Below are 16693 nucleotides of genomic sequence, written 5' to 3'. Positions count from 1 at the left end.
CGACGATCATGCTCACTCGTAGGTGAGGCCGTGGCCGAAGGGGAAGAGGGGCTTCTTGCCGTCCCCCCTGTTGATCGGCTGCTGGGACGCGCCGCGCATCCAGGTCACCGGGAGCCGGCCGGTCGGGGCGGTCTCGCCGTACAGGACGTCGGCGACGCCCGCCCCCTCGGTCCCCGGCAGCCAGGACGCGACGAGCGCGTCCCACCCGGGCAGTTGCGCGGCGATGTCGAGGGGGCGGCCCGACACCAGCACCACGATCACCGGGACGCCGGACGCGCGGAGCCGGCCGATCGTTCTCGAATCCGTGTCGTCGAGGCCCATGGCATCCGTCCGGTCGCCGTGGTGCTCGGCGTACGGCCGCTCCCCCACGACCGCGATCGCCGCGTCGTAGGACCCGTCGATGCCCGTGCCGTCCCGGCTGTAGGTGACGGTCGCGGACGGATCCGCGACCTCGCGGATGCCGTCCAGGATCGTGGTGCCGGGCGTCACCGGGCCCGTCCCGCCCTGCCAGGTGATCGTCCAGCCGCCGGACTGCATGCCGATGTCGTCGGCCGCGCGCCCGGCGACGAACACCTTGTCGTCTTCGTACAGCGGGAGGGCGTCGTCGTTCTTCAGCAGCACCTGCGAGGCGGCGACCGCGCGCCGGGCCAGCCCGCGGTGCGCGGCGCTCCCGACCGAGGCGAGGTACGCCCGGTCGGCCATCGGGCGCTCGAACAGGCCGAGCTGGAACTTCCTGGTCAGGATGCGGCGATTCGCGTCGTCGACGCGGGCCATCGGGACGTCGCCGTGCTTCACCGCGTCCCGCAGGTAGTCGATGAACCTGCGCCAATCCACGGGCACCATGACCATGTCGATGCCGGCGTTGACCGCGATGGCGACCTCTTCCCTGGTGAACCCCGGTCGCCCGTCGATCGTGTCGATGCCGTTGTAGTCAGAGACGACGAACCCGTCGAAACCCAGCTCGCGCTTGAGGACGTCCGTGATCAGGTACCGGTTGCGGTGCATCTTCAGCCCGTTCCAGGAGCTGTAGGAGACCATCACCGCGCCGACGCCTCTCCGCACGGCGGCGCGGAACGGCGGAAGATGGACCGCGCGCAGCTCCTTCTCCGAGATCCGCGCGTCGCCCCGGTCGTCTCCGCCCTCGGTGCCGCCGTCCGCCACGTAGTGCTTCGCGGTGGCCAGGACGGACGCGGGGCCCGGCTCGTCGCCCTGCAGCCCGTCGATGAGCGTCGTCATGGCGGCGGGCAACTCGGGCACCTCGCCGAACGACTCGTACGTCCGTCCCCAGCGGTCGTCGCGGGCGACGCACACGCACGGTGCGAAGCTCCAGTCGACGCCCGTCCCCGCCATCTCCTCGGCGGTCGCCGCCCCGATCCGGCGGACGAGGGCAGGGTCACGGGACGCGCCCAGCCCGATGGCGTGCGGGAAGATCGTCGCGCCGACCACCGTGTTGTGGCCGTGCACCGCGTCCACCCCGTACATGAGCGGGATGCGCAGCGGCCCGGCGAGCGCGGCCCTCTGCAGGCCGTCGTACATGTCCGCCCAGTTCCGCGGCGTGTTCGGGTCGGGCGCGGAACCGCCGCTGGACAGCACCGACCCGATCCGGTGGCGGGTGATCTCCCCGGTGGTGATGTACCGGCGCTCGGGCTGCGTCATCTGGCCGAGCTTGTCGTCCAGGCTCATCCGATCCAGCAGGTCCTCGACCCGGTCCTCGACCGACAGCCGCGGATCGAGGTACAGCGCGGGCCCCGGCTCCGCCCGGACGGGACCGCCCTGGGCGACGAGCGCGAGCACGCCGAGCACGCCGAAGGCGGCCAGGCGCACCCTTGACGACGAGATGTCCATGCGGAAGGGCATTTCCGGAATTGATCAAACGCACGGCAACCGGACGCCAGCGCCTGGGCAATATCTGGCAGGGCCTCCGACCGGAATCGAACCGACACCTCCGGCACCACAAACCGGCGTGCGAACCACTACACCACGAAGGCCGTGTCTCCGGCAGGAATCGAACCTGCGACCTCCGGGTCCGCAACCCGGCGCGCTCTCCACTGCGCCACGAAGACGTGTTTTCAAGCGTGCTGAGCGCAGGAATCGAACGTACCTGATGCGGCTTATGAGACCGCCGGACGCACCAGCGTCCCTGCTCAGCGCGGAGGGTGCGAGATTCGAACTCGCGCAGGGATGACCCTGACGACGGCTTAGCAAGCCGCTGCCTTCCCGCTCGGCCAACCCTCCGGAAAACAAAAAGACCGCCCGTCATGCTCCGGGCGGTCAGGCGTCAGGACGTGTCACGTCCTTCGGCGGCTCCCGCGACCGGAAGGGCTGCTGTGCACTCGATGACCGCGCATCTTTCCCTCTCCTTCCGGTCTCGCTGCCTTCGACGTCCATGGTGCCGGGACGGTTCCCGCCCCGGCAACCCATTTTATCGGCTCATTCGTCGAAATCGGTTCCGCGCGCCGTGCCCTCCCAGGCCTCGAACTCCTTCTGCGCCCCGGCGAGCGCGGACACGACGGCGTCCGCGGCGTCGTTGCCCAGCGGCAGCCGGAGCGGCGTGTCCTCCGCGTCCAAGGCCGTCACGATGGCCGCCGCCGCCTTCGCCGGGTCGCCCGGCTGCTTGCCGTCACTGCCCGGCAGCCCGGCGCGGACCGCGCCGACGCTCTCGGCGTACTCCGGCATCGCGGCCGTCTGGTAGAGACCGCCGCCGGCGAACGACGTCCGGAACGAACCCGGCTCGACCACCAGCACCTTGATGCCGAACGGCGCGACCTCCTGGGCCAGCGCCTCCGACAGCCCCTCCAGGGCGAACTTGGTCGCCGAGTAGGCGCCGACGCCGGGGAACGAGAACCGGCCGCCCATGCTCGACATCTGCACGATCGCCCCGCCCCCCTGCCTGCGCATGTGGGGCAGCACCGCGCGGGTCAGCGCCGCCGGGCCGAAGAAGTGCAGCTCCATCAGGTCGCGCAGTTCCCGGTCCGTGGTCTCCTCCACGGCGCCGACGAGCCCTCGCCCCGCGTTGTTGACCAGCACGTCGACGCGCCCGTGCCACAGCACGGCGTCCGCGACGACGTCCGCGGCCCGCGCCGGGTCGGTGACGTCCAGGGCGACCGCGTTGACCCGCCCGGGGTGGCGCGCCACCAGGTCGTCCAGCGTCTCGGGCCGCCGCGCCGCCGCGACGACCGTGCCGCCCGCGGCCAGCGCCGCCTCCGCGATCGCCCGCCCGAAGCCCGAGTTCGCCCCGGTGATCAGCCAGACCCGTCCGTTCTCATTCGTGTTCGTCATGCGACGGTTATCGCAGACCACGAAGCTCCCCGTCCAAGACAAAGATCAACTCACCCGATAAAGAACCTTTATGATCGCAGCATGGAGCTGCGCCAGCTGCGTTACTTGATCGCGATCGCGGACGAGGGCAACCTCGGCCGTGCCGCCGCCACCCTCTACGTGAGCCAGCCGGCGCTGTCCTACGCATTGCGAAGGCTGGAGACCGAACTCGGCCTGCGCCTCTTCGACCGGCACCCCGGCGGCGTCACCCCCACCCCCGCCGGACGCGACGTGATCGCCGAGGCCCGCCGCACCGTCCGGCAGGCCGCCCGCGTCACCGCCGTCGCCGACCGGCACCGGCGCGGGCGGACCGGCGTCCTGCGCGTCGGCTTCGAGGCCAGCGGCGCCGGGGAGCTCACCACCCGGTCCCGCGCCGAGTTCGCCCGCGCCCACCCCGACGTCCGCGTCGAGCCCAAGCGCTTCGACTGGGGCGGCGAGACCGCCGCCCTCCGCGCCGGCGACGTGGACGTCGCCTTCGTGTGGCTGCCCGCCGACCTGACGGGCCTGCATTCGGAGCTCGTCCACACCGAGCCCCGCGTCGTGGGCCTCCCCACGACCCACCCGCTCGCCTCCGCGGCGAGCGTCTCCATCATGGACGTCAACGACGAGCCCCTCATGTGGACCAGGCGCGCCCCCCGCGCCTGGGTGGACTGGTGGGCGGTCAACCCCCGCCCCGACGGATCCGAACCACGCTGGGGACCCACCAACGACAACGTCGAGGAAATGCTCGAACAGGTCGCCGAGGGCACGGCCATCTGCTTCGCGCCGTCCAGCATGGGGCTGTACTACACGCGCCCCGGCCTCACCTGGGTGCCCCTCACGGACGTGGAGCCGCTACGCGTCGCGCTCGCCTGGGACGACGACGGCCCGCTCGTCCAGGCGTTCGCCACGATCGTCCGAGAACTCTCTCAGACGGTCTGACGCGGCGCCTCCACGGCCGCGCTCAGCGCCCGCAGCGCCTGGTAGACGCGGACCTTCACCACGTCCACCGGCACCCCCAGCGAGGCGGCGGCCTCATTGACCGACCGGTCCCTGAAGACCGTCTCGGTGAGGATCTCGCGGTGCGCCGACGGCAGCGCCTGGAAGGCCCGGGCCACCACCGCGGGGCGCATCCGCTCCCCCGGCGAACCGGGGGCGAACGAACCGGTGTCTTTGCCCATTCGCAGTGCCACGCCAAGAACCTCCCATCCCCACCCCCTCAAGCCGCCCTCCTTATGCCCGCGTTAAGGAAGGAATGAGGAGGACTTATCCGCCCCTCGTCCGGCTGAGTCTCGGGAAGTCGTCTAAGGAGCCGCTCACCTGCGAAAACAAGGGATGGATGCCAGAGGAACCGTCCGGCACCGTCGATCATGGTCGGCTTAACCCGACCTACGTTGGCTCCCGAGATTGGCTCCCTTGGCTCCCCTCCCTCTCAGCAGGGAGGAGGGGGTCTTCATGGCCCTAGAAATCACCGAGACGACGATGACCGCCACAGCAAACGGCAAGGTCATAGCCACCGCCACTCGCACAGACTGCGGCTGGCACACCACCACAAGCCCACGCCCCCTAGACCGCAACACGGCCATCACAACCCTGATGCTCGCCGAACGCCGCATCACCCACGGCGAGGACGACCCATGCGTGATCGAGTGGCGGAGGGAGCTTGGCCGTGACTGACCGCCTCATCCGCATCACAACCGCGCTCGCCGTGGTCGCGGTAGCCGCCGTGGCAGCCGTCATCTCATACCGCCACGCCTACGAACTCGTCCACGCACACGGCGAGTCCGGCCCCACGGCCCGCCTCGTCCCGTTCACGGTGGACGGCCTCATCTGGGCAGCGTCCATGGTGATCCTGGACGCCAGCCGCCGGAAGCACCCCGCACCACCGTTGGCCAAGTGGAGCCTCGCCGTGGGCATCGTGGCCACCGTTGGCGCCAACGTGGCGCACGGCGCGTCCCACGGCGTCATAGGCGCGATAGTCAGCGCATGGCCGGCACTCGCACTCGTGGGCAGCTTCGAACTCCTCATGACACTCACGCGCAGCGCCACGCGTGGCGACGTCGTCGAGGCCGGGGAACGCACCGACTCGGAACAGCCTCGCACCAAAGTGGAGCAGACACCGGAACAGGCAGTGCTGGACGAGTACAGGGCAAGCTTGCAGGGCCCTGGCCGCCCAGTCTCTCAGCGCTACCTCGCCGAGAAGCACGGCATCGACCGCCGCAAGGTGAAGCAGATCATCACTAACGCGGAGCAGCCTGCCCCAGCGTGAACCAGGGAGCCCCAGTCACCTCCACCTCGGGCCGTGACTGGGGCTTCTGCGTGCCGCCAGTACCCACTTGGCCCCCAGAACGGCACGGAAGAAGTCTTTGCAGCTCAGAGCGATAGGCGAATATGTGTTCGAAGTACAGCTTCCACAGCCTGCTTGCTCAGGTGCATAGCGTATGGCCCTTACCTGACCCCAAGAGCGCCACCGAGAGGAGTCCCCCGACCATGCGCAACGATCGTGTTTCTTAGCCTTCGACGTCTATGCTGATACCTACAGGGCTACCTGTCCTCATCGTGAGCAAGAAACATCATGAAGGTGGTGGGCGCTATATGGATCAGTCACAATCAATGGAAGACGATGTTCTCAATTGGCTTCGAGTGCGAGGCTATCCACTGGAGATGAAAGTTGCTCAGCAGTTTAGACGCGAGAGTAGACACTTTCCGTTTGTAGGCCAGGGCTGGAATTATGTAGATCCAGTTACAAGGCAAGTGCGGAGTACCGACGTGGTTGCAGCAACAGGCGTTCACAACTATAGACACATTCGCGAGATAGATATTATGATAGTGATGGAATGCAAGGATCGAACTGCACCTTGGATCGTCCTAAAAGACGAACAAAATATATATGACCTTGAATATGAGCCTCACATTGTACTGTCTTCGCTACTTCCGAATACGGTTCCAGAAAAAGTAGTCGGAGAAATCTTTCCCGAGGAGGTAATGGACTATTATGACGACGGTACGTTGCTTTTGTCTGTGAATCCGGGATATGAGATCTGCGAAAAGAGAAATACTGAGAAGTCTAAGATTGATTACGCTTACGCGTCTACACAGCAGGTGGTATCGGCGTCCCTGGCAGACGTTATCCCAACATTCATGCGTGACGAGAATCAGACTTCACTGCCTCCTAAGGTTGTATTTCCCACTGTGGTGACCACTGCTCCGCTCTACGAAGTATGGCTGGACTCATCTGCAGATCTTAAGATTGCACAGGTAGAGCGTTCCAGCATCGTAACTCGGATCAGTTCTAGCTCTCCTGATGTCATGGTTAACGTGGTCACATTTGCTGCTTTGGGAAATTTCATCGCTGCTTGCGACTCTACTGCCCACATGCTGCAGACAGCTAATTACCAAAAAACTATTCTGCCAGAATCTGGTCATTGACGGTCTGGCGTATTTAGGTTTAATTCAAGATAGGCGTGGCTAACAGGGGTGGACGGTTACGGACTTGCGCAAGGGCGGGGCATCGTAGCCTGGACCGGTAGGCGGGCTGGCACTGCCGCCTGCCCCGTCTGGCCATCCATTAGACATTGCCTTTATATCCCCACATAAAAGTGGGGGCGACAATCCTTTGAGTGAATAGATTACTATGCAATTCGCTATTCAAGCTCGGATGTCTGGTCGGCCAGTCAGGGGCATACGCAATAAATTCCCGACTATTGAAGATAGTATATCGATTAAATTCGGCGGCGCGGATCCGATCAGCGTCGCGTTCGTCTCGCGATATCAGTAATCCCAGGTTAGAACCAAGGGGAACCGTGATACGTCTGGCATCATGGAATCCAGCCCCCACTCCGTGATCCAGATAGGCAGCAGGAACGTCAGCGGTGAACCCATCCCGAGCCCCGGAGAAGCAGACGCTCGTGTCTGAAACAATCAACGGCATACCACGGGGCCTGTAACAGGACCAGTTCATTTCTGAACTGAGCAGTTCGGAAACCAGAGGATTCCAAGTATCCTTCGGCCGAGCCTGAGGGTCATCTCGAATGGCCCATGGACTCAGCACGCTCATGCTGAGGTTCGATAGCACTAAATACTTAAGAAGATCTGCATCAAGCTGATCCTTCTGTGGATCCATGCGCTCACTCATAATGTGAAAAAGAAAGCGATTTCGGTACCACTGAAGCGCCAAAAACCAAGCTATCGGCGAGCGGAATTCATCTGGAACTCTGCGAAGCCTAATAGAATCGAGTTTAGCTATAGCGCTCGCCGCCTCACCCTCCACTAGACTCATAGCCGTTTCCATTGAGGTGTGATCTGGCTCTTGTCCTGGGCGAACAACTGTGTGACCAAGATTGCGGTGCCCCACATTGCGGACTGTGGAGATAAAACTTTCCCTTGCCCCTAGACGATGAACAATCAACTTTTCGTTTGTATCCGCAAATCGCCTAAGTAAAAATTGCGGGACGAAGTGATGCTTCTTCGCATTAGCCATGGCTAAAGCCCTCTTGCCCGCCCATTAATTTCCCCCCTTCACGTCTTGCACGCAGCCACGCAACCCAACAGATCGGACACCCTCACTCCACTCGGCCATCTTCGGCTACGCCGAAGCTACAGACGACACGCGACCGGCTGCCTTCACTCTATGGGCCACTATCCGGCCGTGTGAGAAGAAGCCTTACGCGACACGCGAGGCACCGGACCACACACGCTCAAAGCTCTCCAGGTACATGCTCGCCATGTCGCCGTCTTCGACCCTGCGCAGATGCAGGACCGGGGCATGGGATGCGGCGAGGCCGTAGGCATGCGGGTTGATCAGTAGCTCGCCATCGGCGCGGCAGATCGAGTTGTAGAGCACCGTGTCATGTAGCCGGATGTCAACACCGTCCGTGTCCTGTAGGGCCCGGTAGTGGACGAGGGCATTGCGGATCTTCGCGGCCATGGATTCACCTACGCCCTCGTCGCTGCCGCGCTCAGCGATGCACGTTCCGTCCGGGTCGCCGAGCAGGACTCGCACGCGAACGCCCTCATGTGCTCTCTGGGCGAGCGTGCGCATGATGCCCGTGTCTTCGGCGAGGAAGAGCCCCGCGTAGGCCAGGATGCCGATCTCGTCCCGCGCAGCTTGGAAGAGCTGTTGCCAGACCGGACGAGGTACGGCCCAGCGGTGCGGGTAAGTCGCGAGGATCTCAATCACCGGCTCCTCTACCCGGATGCTCGTCACGGCGACGTGCGGCCACAGGTCGACCTCTTCACGTCCGACCAGTGCGGCGACCCTCGTCCGGTGGCGTGGGTAGGGGACGCGTCCGGCCACCCATCGGTGGACGGTCTTGGGGTCCACGCCCAGCCGCGCGGCAACGCCGGCTTCGGTCAGGTTCGCGTCGGCGAGGGCACGCCTCAACAAGTCGTTCACCGGGCCTCCCGCGGATGCAAGTGACAACGACGCACAAGCGACGCTAACAGAAGACGTCCCTAGACGTCCCTAGAAGCCGATGGAGAGGTCCCAACCCGGACGGAAGGCTCAAGGCACACGGCGAAGCCACCACTTCGCCCCGGAGATCTACGCCGAAGCCAAGGAGCCCCCATGCCCACCGAATGGCCCCAGAAGGCCAACCCGAACCCCCACAAGGCCGAAGCGCGTGCAGCGGACGAGGCGCTCGCCGAGTTGCGCCGGGACTTCACCGGTCACCGGATCTGGCGCGCCGTGAAGTGGGACGGACGACTCGGAGACTGGGTGGCGAGCCTGCACGACCCGCACGCCGGCGTGGACCCCACGGTGATCCGATCGAGCCCCGCCGCACTGCGCGAGGCACTCGTCAACGAGGTCGCTCGCGCCGAAGTGCGACGCGTGGAGACCTGGTGATGGCGCGGGACCATTCCCCGCAGCCGTCGCCAGAGGGGGCCGCGAAGGGGAGCGCGGCCTCATGGGGTGGGGCGGAGGTGGCGTGGTCGGTGCGTGTTCCCCCGGATGCACCGTCCGCGTCCCCTCTGCCCACCTACGGCGGCCCATGGCGCGCACGCTGGCACCTCACGCTTCTCTCCTTGGTGTTGCGCCGAGACGGCTGGAGGACCCAACTCCGGATGACCGGGCCGCGCCGGCTCCTCCGCGTGTACTCCAAGTGCACCCCGACCATCGGCGAGAGCGTGTCCGTGGCCTGGGGTAACGGCACCTGGTGGTACCAGTCCAGCACCGGCCTGTGGCTCACGCCGTGCAGGAACGTCGACCTCGCCGCTGACAAACTCGCCATCCTGCTCACACCCTGGGTATCAGCGGCATTCGACCTGCTCAGGGACGAGCAGCTCTGACATGACCCGCCGCACGGCATGGGGCACCTACGCACGCATCACAGACGCGCTACGCCAACGCATCGCAGACGGCACCTACGCCCCCGGAACCCGCCTACCGGGCGAGACCGCTCTCTGCGCCGAGTTCGGCGTTGCCCGCAACACCGTGCGGCGGGCCCTGTCCACCCTCCAGGGCGAGGGACTCATCACCGTCCGCACCGGCGTAGGCCGGTTCGTCCAGGACAACGCCACGAAGCCGCGCACACACACTGAGGACATAGCCGCGAACCTATGCCACCAGATCAAGGCTGGACACTTCCGACCGGGCGACGCCCTACCGAGCGAAGCTCAGCTCTCCCGCCGCTACGGCGTATCCCGCTTCACAGCCCGCGCGGCCCTCATTGCCCTCGAAGCCGCCGGCCTCGTCACCTGCGTTCATGGCAAGGGACGCTACGTCCGCCAAGACGTCCCCAGATGAAGTCTGCACGCCCGTGGACGTCCAGCCCAGTCCTCATAGCGTCGACCCCATGAAGCAGAACACGGCAGCATGGGCACGCGACCTCGCACGCAAGCACCTAGAGACCCCACTCCCCCGCCGCTGGGCACACACCCAAGGCGTAGCCCGCCAAGCCCGCACCCTCGCCCCGTTCCTCGGTAACGAGGCCAATCTCCTCGAAGCCGCCGCCTGGCTCCACGACGTCGGCTACGCCCCGGACCTCGTAGACACCGGCTTCCACCCCCTAGATGGCGCCCGCTACCTCCGCGACGCCCACCACGCCGATGACCACCTATGTCGCCTGGTAGCTCACCATTCCTGTGCGCTCATAGAAGCCAGAGAACGCGAGCTTGCAACCGAGTTGACGAGTGAGTTTGGAGCCGAGCCGCCGGAGCTGAACCAGCCGCTGACCTACTGTGACATGACCACCACACCACAGGGGGAACCAGTGCCTGTCCTTGAGCGGCTGAATGAGATCCGCGAACGTTATGGCCCAAACCATCTGGTCACTCGTTGCATCTGGCTAGCGGAGCCGCAGCTCAGGGCTGCTGTACAGAGCGTCCAACACAGTGTCCGTTCTGTCGGGGTTACTCTCTAACGTTAACGCTCCCCTCACGAGTCGCTAGACCTCTGGGGAACCTGCGGACGGGTTGGGTAGTCTTAACCGCATGGACATCCTGCTGCTCCGCGGAGAAAAAGCCAACCTTCAGGTCCTTGCTGAAGAGATTGCAGCGGATCCCGCGCTCGCAGAGTACTGCACAGCCGAGATTAACGAGATCCGCGGTGGCAGCACCGGCTCCTTTCGGTACGGCCATTGGGCAGAGATAACCATCTCGATAGTGACTGGCCTAGCGACAAATGGCTTGTACGACGCTCTGCGTCATCGCGTGGCCCGCGCCCGTGACCGTGGCGAAGTCATTGAGGTCGAGGAAACCTCAGACGACTCAAATTCATCCGAGGCAAGTGAGGAATAGGCAGGAGCCATGCACGCGAGCAATCCTTGCCTTTGCAGTTCAGCAGGTGCTGAACTCAACCTCCGAAGCCAGATGCTCTTCTTGGAAAACGCAAATTCTAATGCAAATGATCTGGTAACCACTGCTGCAGCCTGGAACATGCGTTACCTTCACGAAAGCAGCCATTGGGTCCGCTTTCATGGTTCTACGTTCGGCGTTCTCCTCATGCTTCTGCGACGCACTCGTGACCAGCTTGCGTCGTACACCATTAACGACATGACGGTCAGTGATATAGCTAAATTTAGTCGCGACAGAGCAAACAGCCAACCATTGTTTGATTATCGGGAGAATACGCCTAACAATCGCTTGGGTGATACGCTAAGTCGCAGGCGGCAAGATTGGCTTGATCTGCACTACGCCTATCACCTTTTCCTTGACCAGGAGTATATATCCTCAGCGGTTAAATTGTGGCCTGCAACAGAGGCGGTGGAAGCGGCACTAAACATCACCTGGCACCAAAGCAGCGGCCTTGAGATGCTTACCAAACCACAGGGCAGCCAGGGCGAGGTCACGTTTAGCGACAAAGTAGGGTTGGTCGAAAGCGGAGAAGGCATCCTTAGCACGCGCCTTCTATTCGAGTGTGCAGCAGTTCTTGATGAACTTTTCCAGGAGGTTGGAACGCTCAATAAAGCGGCCGACTCAAGCCTAAGAAAAATGCTGGGTCATGTCTTTGACGGCGATTATGGTCTCCCTTATAGGTTCGCAGAACGAATCGCGGGGCGCGAACTAGATCCGATTACCATCCTGTCTCTGATTGATTTCGCCATCAATCCAGCAATTCCAGGACTGCATTCGAGGGAGTCGATTACTTCTTGGCAAGAAATGTACCCTCCACTTCGATTCGCAGAGGCTGCCCGAGCACTTTCGGCGTGGGGAGTAGAAGAAATAGTTTCATGGCCCTCGCCCGCCCTATTGCATCTGCTGCACAGGGAGTTGGAGGCGCGCACAAGCCTTCGAATGGGACGCATAATGTCCGATATTTCGAAGCTCAATTCAATTCGCGAATGCGCCAACACTCCCCTACATTACTCGGAGCGCATTCCAAGTCTAACGCTCCTCTATTCGTCAAAACTATTTATGGACCGAGAAGTCGAACCGCACAGACTTTCGCACTTTGGCGTGAACTTTATAGGTTCCGATGCACTTCGCTACGTCGACCCTGATCAGGATGCTTGGTGGATGTTTCCGCCTCTACGAGTGATACAGGGCGGATATCAATGGCCAGCGGAAAGAGTAAACGATAGCGAAGCTACTATCTTACTCATTGGTTCCGCAGTATCAGCAGCTTTCGATGAGGTAGTTCACTCCACCGCCCCACTCGGTCTGGATCACCTACCAGCGCGAGAGTTTACTGACATGAACGCACGCGCCTTCTTTGGCGATGAACTCGTGCGCGCTGTCCGTTTTCCAGTATCGTGGACCTAACGTCCCCTACTCGCCTGCGAGTATAGGTGATCCTGGCCGCCGCAAGTAATGTTCAATGCGCAAGCGCATTGAACGGTCCATCGCCCTCTCCATGCCTTCACCAGGGGATATCCACAGAACTTCTCGCGACTCGTCACTACTGCGCAATTCTTTGCTCTTAGGGCTCGCTGTTAGGAGTATTGAGAACTCTTGGCGGACTTCGTTGTTGCTGGTGTAGTGGATTACGTGTTTGGGGTCACTGTAGATGCCTAGCAAACCGGTTATCTCTACGTCTATGCCGGTTTCTTCTTTGGTTTCACGTATGGCGGCTTGGGTTACGGACTCGCCTAGGTCGATCGCGCCACCTGGGAGAGCCCAGTTGTCGTTGTCGGTGCGGCGGATCATTAGAATCTCGCCCTTGTCGTTCTCGACGACGACGTTGACGGACGGGACGAGACTGTTGGCCTTTGGTGCGTTGGGGTCGTCGTAGTAGTCGATTCTGCGGCCCATGGTCAGTCCCCCGGTATGGGTGTGGCGGCTTCCCAGACGCGTTCGAAGCTCTCTAGGTAGGTGTTGACCAAATCTCCGCCGGCTATGCGGCGCAGGTGCCAGACGGGGGCGTGTGCGGCTGTGATGCCGTAGACGTGGGTGTTGACGAGCAGCTGGTCATCGGCGCGGTAGATGGAGTTGTAGAGGACCGTGCGGTGAAGGCGGAACTCTATGCCGTCTCGTTTGCGTAGGTTCTTGTAGAGAACGAGGGCGTTGCGGATCTTTGCGGCCATGGCGTCGTCTACGCCCTCGTCTGTGCCACGTTCGGCTACTTGTGGGCTATCAGGGTCGCCTAGGAGAATGCGGACGCGCACACCGGCCCTCGCTTTCTCGGCGAACGTGCGGTGAATGCTTGCGTCTTCGGAGAGGAACAGGCCGGAGTAGACCAGTACGCCGATCTCTTCCTTGGCTGTAGCGAAGAGACGTCCCCATGCGTCCCTTGGAACGGACGTGCGGTGCGGGTAGATCGTCACCAGTTCGCTGCTGGACGCTGCCGTGACTTGCTCATTGGAGAGGGCGTCCGGCCAAAGGAACGTCTCATCTACTCCCAGGCGTGAAGCCACTGCGTAGCGGTGCCGCCGGTAGGGCGTGCGGTCTTTGGTGATCCACCGTTCTACCGTTTTGGGGTCCACGTCGATCGCTTCGGCGAGCGTGGCGATAGTCAGCCCCTGCTCTAGCAGGGCTGCGCGTAGACGTTCGTTCGGCATGCACCCGTCCGAGATCCGGGACGTCCTGGGACGCGGTCAACCCTATGAGGACGTCATGAACACGTCCAGTCATGTAGTGATCTCGTCCCCCAGGTCAAGCGCATTCTCTTTCTCGTAAGCCACCGACCGCCCGAAACCGCCCCCCGCCGGATACGGGTTTACGAGAGGAGTGATCGCACATGATCCTCGTCCTGGCATCGATCATCGCCGTCTTCCTCGCCGGTTCCACCTGCGGCATCTTCGCCATGCTCGTCATCGGCATCCACGCCGAAGAGCGCCGGGTGATGCGGGGGCGTGCCGAGGCGTCCCGCACTGGTGCGGCCTCCCGTCGGCTGCTCAGCACGCGGACGGGTGACGACCTCCCCGAGCGCGTTCCGGCGGGGCGGTGAGGATGCGGCACATGCCTCGCGTCATCACCGGCCACGCGTGCGTGTGCGGCGCGCGTGTGGAGCCCGGTAACCGGCGGTGCCGCAAGTGCCGCGCCCGCGCCCGGTGGCTCCGGCGCGGGCGCGGTTCGCGCTACCCCGACCTGTGGCTGTGAAGGGGGGTGAGGCTGTGAACGTCTCGGTTCCCCTGGTCGTGATCCTCGGCGCGGTGGTGTGGGTCGCGTGGCGGTACATGGGGCTGCGTGGCTGGCACATCGCGGTGTGTCTGCTGTTCGGGTTCTTCCTCGCCGCTACCAGTGCCGCGCCGGAGATCCGTCGACTGGTGTCGGTTCTCGTCCAGTCCCTTTCTCAGGAGTGATGGCCCCGACCGAAGGGAGGGATGCCCTCGTGCCCGATACGCCGCCCCATGCCAAGGTCAACGTTCAGGAGGTCCGTACGCGCAACCTCGCCGCGCGTGAAATCGTCTCGAATCTGTCCGCTGCGATGCCGTCCATAGAGGACCTGTGGCTTCGCCTGTACGCCGCGCTCGCCGACGTTCCCGCCCTCGTCTCCGAAATCGGTCGGCTTGCCGCCGCACTGTCGAGACTGCGGCGTGACCGCGCGAACCTGGTGGCCGCTGGACGCGCCACCCTCAAGGCCGACCGTGACGCCGAACCCGATCCCCTGTACTACCTGCGCGACGAGCTTCGCGCGCAAGGGCACCTTCCTCCGGACTTGTGGGGGCGCTCATGAGCCGGACGCGTCAGATGCGGCGCCACGCCCACAAGATGCGCCGCAACGGGCTTCAGCCCATGGTGATCATCGACAGTGAGGGGCCGTTCCCGGACGTCGCCGGCGTGCTCCTGGCGCGGGCCATGTGGCGATACCGGTCCGAGTTGGCACCGGTCTACCTGGTGGCCACGCTCGCCCTTGGGGGCGCGGTCACGCACATCACGAATCCCGAATGGTGGCCGTGGCTGTTGGCGCTCGCCACGGTAGCCGCGTGGGCTCTCGCCGTGTTCGGAGGGCACGTCGGGCTTGCTCTGCGGATCGAGCGCGCGTATGCCGCCGTCGTCGCCATGGGTGGCGGTGGGTGGCTCTCGGCCGCTACCGCGCTGGGCGTCACCTTCCGGCCGCTGCCTGTGCTGCTCACCGGCGGCGGGTTTGTGCTCGCCTTGCCGTGGTGGGCGCATCGGAGACGGCGCGCCAAGGTGCGTGTCGATCGGCAGATAGCCGCGTGGCCGGACATCGCGAAAAACGTCGGCCTCGCCGGATCACGCGCGCAATCCGCGGTGGTGGACGTGTGGGGATGGCGCGCACGATTCGCCCTGGCACGCGGCCAGACGATCCAGGACGTCACGGCGAGGATTCCAGCGATCGAGTCCGCACTTGGGACGTTCCGGGGCGCTGTGCGCGTTGCTTCGACGCGCGACGACAAAGCCAACCGGTTCGAATTGCGGGTACTGGACTCCGACCCGCATGCCGATGCGATCCCGTGGCCGGGGCCGTCTGTCTCGTCCATTACCGAACCGATCGACCTGGGCCCGTTCGAGGACGCGACCAGTGCGCGTGTTCTGCTGCTGCGTCGTCACGGCCTCTTCGGGGGCGTGGCCGGTTCGGGCAAGAGCGGCGGAATCAACGTCCTCATGGGGAACCTCAGCGCGTGCCGAGACGTGGTCATCTGGGCTATCGACCTCAAGCGCGGGATGGAACTCCAGCCGTGGGCGTCCTGCATCGATCGCCTCGCCACCACCCCCGAGCAAGCCCGCGCCATGCTGCGCGATGCCGTCACCGTTCTTGAGGCGCGTGCCGAATGGCTCACGGCCAACGGACGCCGCGTATGGGATCCGACACCGGAGTTCCCTGCACTCGTCATCGTCGTGGACGAGTACGCCGAACTCGCCGATGACGCTCCCGACGCAGCCGGCGACACGGACTCGATCGCGCGGCGGGGGCGTGCCGTCGCCGTGACCCTGATCGCGGCCACTCAACGGCCCACGCAGAAGGCCATGGGCAAGGGCGCCGTCCGCTCTCAGATGGACGCTCGCGTGAGCTTCCGCGTCCGGGAACGCAAAGACGTCGATCTCATCCTTGGGCAAGGGATGCTCAACGCCGGATGGCACGCTCACACCCTCAACGCGCCCGGCAAGTTCCTGCTCTCTGCACCCGAACACGACACACCACGACGTGGCCGCGCCTACCTGCTCACAGATGCCACCGTGGCAGAGGCAGCAGAGCGGCACGCTGCCACTCGTCCGGCCCTGGACGAGGTCTCTCGGCGTGCCCTGGACGAGGCGCGCGTGGCGCCCGTCTCAGAGCCGTCCGTGCCGGTAGCGCCGTCCCGTGAAGACCGCGCCGAGACGGCACTGAGGGAAGCTCTGGACGGCGCGCCGGACGAAGGGCTTCCGATCGCACACCTTCTGATGATCACGCAACTGAGCCGTCCCACCCTCTACCGGCGCCTCGCCGAGCTGGTGAAGACCGGCCGCGCCGTCCAGGTCGGACGAGGCCGCTACAAGGCGCCCGATCACACCCGGTAGTCGTCTCAGCGTCTCGTCTCGCGTACGCGTCTGCACGTAAGGGCCGTGGAGACGT

21 protein-coding genes and 4 tRNA genes are annotated in these 16693 nt (G+C 64.1%); 14 read left to right on the top strand and 11 right to left on the bottom strand.

What is annotated here, in order from left to right; all coding sequences use genetic code 11:
- Positions 1-12: 12 nt before the first annotated feature.
- The 6 genes from BM339_RS06635 to BM339_RS06615 all read right to left on the bottom strand — a co-directional run bounded on the left by BM339_RS06635 (position 13) and on the right by BM339_RS06615 (position 3279).
- Positions 13-1857 carry a glycoside hydrolase family 3 protein gene (locus BM339_RS06635; protein ID WP_143118305.1) on the bottom strand — a complete coding sequence of 615 codons (1845 nt, stop codon included), beginning with the start codon at positions 1855-1857 and terminating at the stop codon, positions 13-15.
- A gap of 59 nt (positions 1858-1916) precedes the next feature.
- Positions 1917-1988 (bottom strand) — tRNA-His (locus BM339_RS06630).
- 2 nt (positions 1989-1990) lie between these two features.
- A tRNA-Arg gene (locus BM339_RS06625) sits at positions 1991-2063 on the bottom strand.
- Between the two features lie 13 nt (positions 2064-2076).
- Positions 2077-2149: transfer RNA gene (locus BM339_RS49640), tRNA-Met, on the bottom strand.
- A 1-nt stretch (position 2150) separates the two neighbouring features.
- Positions 2151-2235 (bottom strand) — tRNA-Ser (locus BM339_RS06620).
- A gap of 195 nt (positions 2236-2430) precedes the next feature.
- Positions 2431-3279, bottom strand: a complete 849-nt coding sequence (locus BM339_RS06615) for an oxidoreductase (RefSeq protein WP_024935055.1) — start codon at positions 3277-3279, stop codon at positions 2431-2433.
- Between the two features lie 81 nt (positions 3280-3360).
- Here BM339_RS06615 and BM339_RS06610 point away from each other — a divergent pair, with 81 nt between their 5' ends.
- Positions 3361-4239: a LysR family transcriptional regulator gene (locus BM339_RS06610; RefSeq protein WP_075020247.1), complete on the top strand. Its 879-nt coding sequence runs from the start codon at positions 3361-3363 to the stop codon at positions 4237-4239.
- Here BM339_RS06610 and BM339_RS06605 read toward each other — a convergent pair.
- The gene (locus BM339_RS06605; protein WP_235206397.1) at positions 4227-4490 is read right to left on the bottom strand and encodes a sigma factor-like helix-turn-helix DNA-binding protein; all 264 of its coding nucleotides are present in this window, start codon (positions 4488-4490) and stop codon (positions 4227-4229) included. The genes BM339_RS06610 and BM339_RS06605 overlap by 13 nt on opposite strands.
- 262 nt (positions 4491-4752) lie before the next feature.
- Between BM339_RS06605 and BM339_RS06600 the strand changes: the two genes are divergently transcribed.
- The 3 genes from BM339_RS06600 (at position 4753) to BM339_RS48470 (ending at position 6726) form a co-directional block, all read left to right on the top strand.
- On the top strand, positions 4753-4974 hold the full coding sequence (locus BM339_RS06600; protein ID WP_075020246.1) for a hypothetical protein: 222 nt from the start codon (positions 4753-4755) through the stop codon (positions 4972-4974).
- Entirely contained in the window at positions 4967-5566 is a 600-nt protein-coding gene (locus tag BM339_RS06595) for a DUF2637 domain-containing protein (protein ID WP_256255234.1), read from the top strand. Before BM339_RS06600 ends, BM339_RS06595 begins: the two co-directional genes overlap by 8 nt.
- 290 nt (positions 5567-5856) lie before the next feature.
- Positions 5857-6726: a hypothetical protein gene (locus tag BM339_RS48470; RefSeq protein WP_143118304.1), complete on the top strand. Its 870-nt coding sequence runs from the start codon at positions 5857-5859 to the stop codon at positions 6724-6726.
- Between the two features lie 139 nt (positions 6727-6865).
- On the opposite strand, the gene BM339_RS06590 is transcribed toward BM339_RS48470, so the two are convergent.
- Positions 6866-7777: a DUF4238 domain-containing protein gene (locus BM339_RS06590; RefSeq protein WP_075020245.1), complete on the bottom strand. Its 912-nt coding sequence runs from the start codon at positions 7775-7777 to the stop codon at positions 6866-6868.
- A 183-nt stretch (positions 7778-7960) separates the two neighbouring features.
- Entirely contained in the window at positions 7961-8692 is a 732-nt protein-coding gene (locus tag BM339_RS06585; protein WP_075020244.1) for an XRE family transcriptional regulator, read from the bottom strand.
- Between the two features lie 171 nt (positions 8693-8863).
- Between BM339_RS06585 and BM339_RS06580 the strand changes: the two genes are divergently transcribed.
- From BM339_RS06580 to BM339_RS48460, 6 genes are all read left to right on the top strand, one after another.
- Positions 8864-9142 carry a hypothetical protein gene (locus BM339_RS06580; RefSeq protein ID WP_075020243.1) on the top strand — a complete coding sequence of 93 codons (279 nt, stop codon included), beginning with the start codon at positions 8864-8866 and terminating at the stop codon, positions 9140-9142.
- A 218-nt stretch (positions 9143-9360) separates the two neighbouring features.
- Positions 9361-9585 (top strand): hypothetical protein, encoded by a 225-nt coding sequence (locus tag BM339_RS06575; RefSeq protein ID WP_075020242.1) that lies wholly within the window; start codon positions 9361-9363, stop codon positions 9583-9585.
- Between the two features lies 1 nt (position 9586).
- Positions 9587-10042, top strand: coding sequence for a winged helix-turn-helix domain-containing protein (locus BM339_RS06570; protein ID WP_075020241.1), 456 nt, complete (start codon positions 9587-9589; stop codon positions 10040-10042).
- Between the two features lie 49 nt (positions 10043-10091).
- Positions 10092-10658 (top strand): HD domain-containing protein, encoded by a 567-nt coding sequence (locus tag BM339_RS06565; protein WP_075020578.1) that lies wholly within the window; start codon positions 10092-10094, stop codon positions 10656-10658.
- A gap of 70 nt (positions 10659-10728) precedes the next feature.
- Positions 10729-11034, top strand: coding sequence for a hypothetical protein (locus BM339_RS48465; RefSeq protein WP_143118303.1), 306 nt, complete (start codon positions 10729-10731; stop codon positions 11032-11034).
- A 9-nt stretch (positions 11035-11043) separates the two neighbouring features.
- Complete coding sequence (locus tag BM339_RS48460) at positions 11044-12498, top strand: hypothetical protein (RefSeq protein WP_143118302.1); 1455 nt, start codon at positions 11044-11046, stop codon at positions 12496-12498.
- Positions 12499-12504: 6 nt separating this feature from the next.
- Here the strand turns inward: BM339_RS48460 and BM339_RS06560 are convergent, their stop codons facing one another.
- Both BM339_RS06560 and BM339_RS06555 read right to left on the bottom strand, forming a co-directional pair.
- The gene (locus BM339_RS06560) at positions 12505-12987 is read right to left on the bottom strand and encodes an NUDIX domain-containing protein (protein ID WP_075020240.1); all 483 of its coding nucleotides are present in this window, start codon (positions 12985-12987) and stop codon (positions 12505-12507) included.
- A 2-nt stretch (positions 12988-12989) separates the two neighbouring features.
- A complete protein-coding gene (locus BM339_RS06555) occupies positions 12990-13733 on the bottom strand; it encodes an XRE family transcriptional regulator (protein WP_075020239.1) in 744 nt (247 codons plus the stop codon).
- Positions 13734-13912: 179 nt separating this feature from the next.
- Between BM339_RS06555 and BM339_RS06550 the strand changes: the two genes are divergently transcribed.
- From BM339_RS06550 to BM339_RS06535, 4 genes are all read left to right on the top strand, one after another.
- Positions 13913-14122, top strand: coding sequence for a hypothetical protein (locus BM339_RS06550; protein WP_075020238.1), 210 nt, complete (start codon positions 13913-13915; stop codon positions 14120-14122).
- Between the two features lie 166 nt (positions 14123-14288).
- Positions 14289-14477 carry a hypothetical protein gene (locus BM339_RS06545; RefSeq protein ID WP_075020237.1) on the top strand — a complete coding sequence of 63 codons (189 nt, stop codon included), beginning with the start codon at positions 14289-14291 and terminating at the stop codon, positions 14475-14477.
- Entirely contained in the window at positions 14477-14851 is a 375-nt protein-coding gene (locus BM339_RS06540; RefSeq protein ID WP_075020236.1) for a hypothetical protein, read from the top strand. Before BM339_RS06545 ends, BM339_RS06540 begins: the two co-directional genes overlap by 1 nt.
- Complete coding sequence (locus tag BM339_RS06535) at positions 14848-16638, top strand: FtsK/SpoIIIE domain-containing protein (RefSeq protein WP_075020577.1); 1791 nt, start codon at positions 14848-14850, stop codon at positions 16636-16638. Before BM339_RS06540 ends, BM339_RS06535 begins: the two co-directional genes overlap by 4 nt.
- Positions 16639-16693: the final 55 nt, after the last annotated feature.

The organism is Actinomadura madurae (genome assembly GCF_900115095.1).
GTDB classification, from domain to species: domain Bacteria; phylum Actinomycetota; class Actinomycetes; order Streptosporangiales; family Streptosporangiaceae; genus Spirillospora; species Spirillospora madurae.
Note: the sequence above shows the minus strand (reverse complement) of the source record. Positions and strands in the feature narration are given on the sequence as shown.

Bases quoted from the DNA above. Each gene is read 5' to 3' on its own strand.
- BM339_RS06610 (WP_075020247.1), top strand. From the start codon at position 3,361: ATGGAGCTGCGCCAGCTGCGTTACTTGATCGCGATCGCGGACGAGGGC.
- BM339_RS06540 (WP_075020236.1), top strand. From the start codon at position 14,477: ATGGCCCCGACCGAAGGGAGGGATGCCCTCGTGCCCGATACGCCGCCC.
- BM339_RS06560 (WP_075020240.1), bottom strand. From the start codon at position 12,987: ATGGGCCGCAGAATCGACTACTACGACGACCCCAACGCACCAAAGGCC.
- BM339_RS48460 (WP_143118302.1), top strand. From the start codon at position 11,044: ATGCACGCGAGCAATCCTTGCCTTTGCAGTTCAGCAGGTGCTGAACTC.
- BM339_RS06615 (WP_024935055.1), bottom strand. From the start codon at position 3,279: ATGACGAACACGAATGAGAACGGACGGGTCTGGCTGATCACCGGGGCG.
- BM339_RS06590 (WP_075020245.1), bottom strand. From the start codon at position 7,777: ATGGCTAATGCGAAGAAGCATCACTTCGTCCCGCAATTTTTACTTAGG.
- BM339_RS48465 (WP_143118303.1), top strand. From the start codon at position 10,729: ATGGACATCCTGCTGCTCCGCGGAGAAAAAGCCAACCTTCAGGTCCTT.
- BM339_RS06575 (WP_075020242.1), top strand. From the start codon at position 9,361: ATGACCGGGCCGCGCCGGCTCCTCCGCGTGTACTCCAAGTGCACCCCG.
- BM339_RS06555 (WP_075020239.1), bottom strand. From the start codon at position 13,733: ATGCCGAACGAACGTCTACGCGCAGCCCTGCTAGAGCAGGGGCTGACT.
- BM339_RS06635 (WP_143118305.1), bottom strand. From the start codon at position 1,857: ATGCCCTTCCGCATGGACATCTCGTCGTCAAGGGTGCGCCTGGCCGCC.
- BM339_RS06600 (WP_075020246.1), top strand. From the start codon at position 4,753: ATGGCCCTAGAAATCACCGAGACGACGATGACCGCCACAGCAAACGGC.
- BM339_RS06550 (WP_075020238.1), top strand. From the start codon at position 13,913: ATGATCCTCGTCCTGGCATCGATCATCGCCGTCTTCCTCGCCGGTTCC.
- BM339_RS06565 (WP_075020578.1), top strand. From the start codon at position 10,092: ATGAAGCAGAACACGGCAGCATGGGCACGCGACCTCGCACGCAAGCAC.
- BM339_RS06535 (WP_075020577.1), top strand. From the start codon at position 14,848: ATGAGCCGGACGCGTCAGATGCGGCGCCACGCCCACAAGATGCGCCGC.
- BM339_RS06570 (WP_075020241.1), top strand. From the start codon at position 9,587: ATGACCCGCCGCACGGCATGGGGCACCTACGCACGCATCACAGACGCG.
- BM339_RS06580 (WP_075020243.1), top strand. From the start codon at position 8,864: ATGCCCACCGAATGGCCCCAGAAGGCCAACCCGAACCCCCACAAGGCC.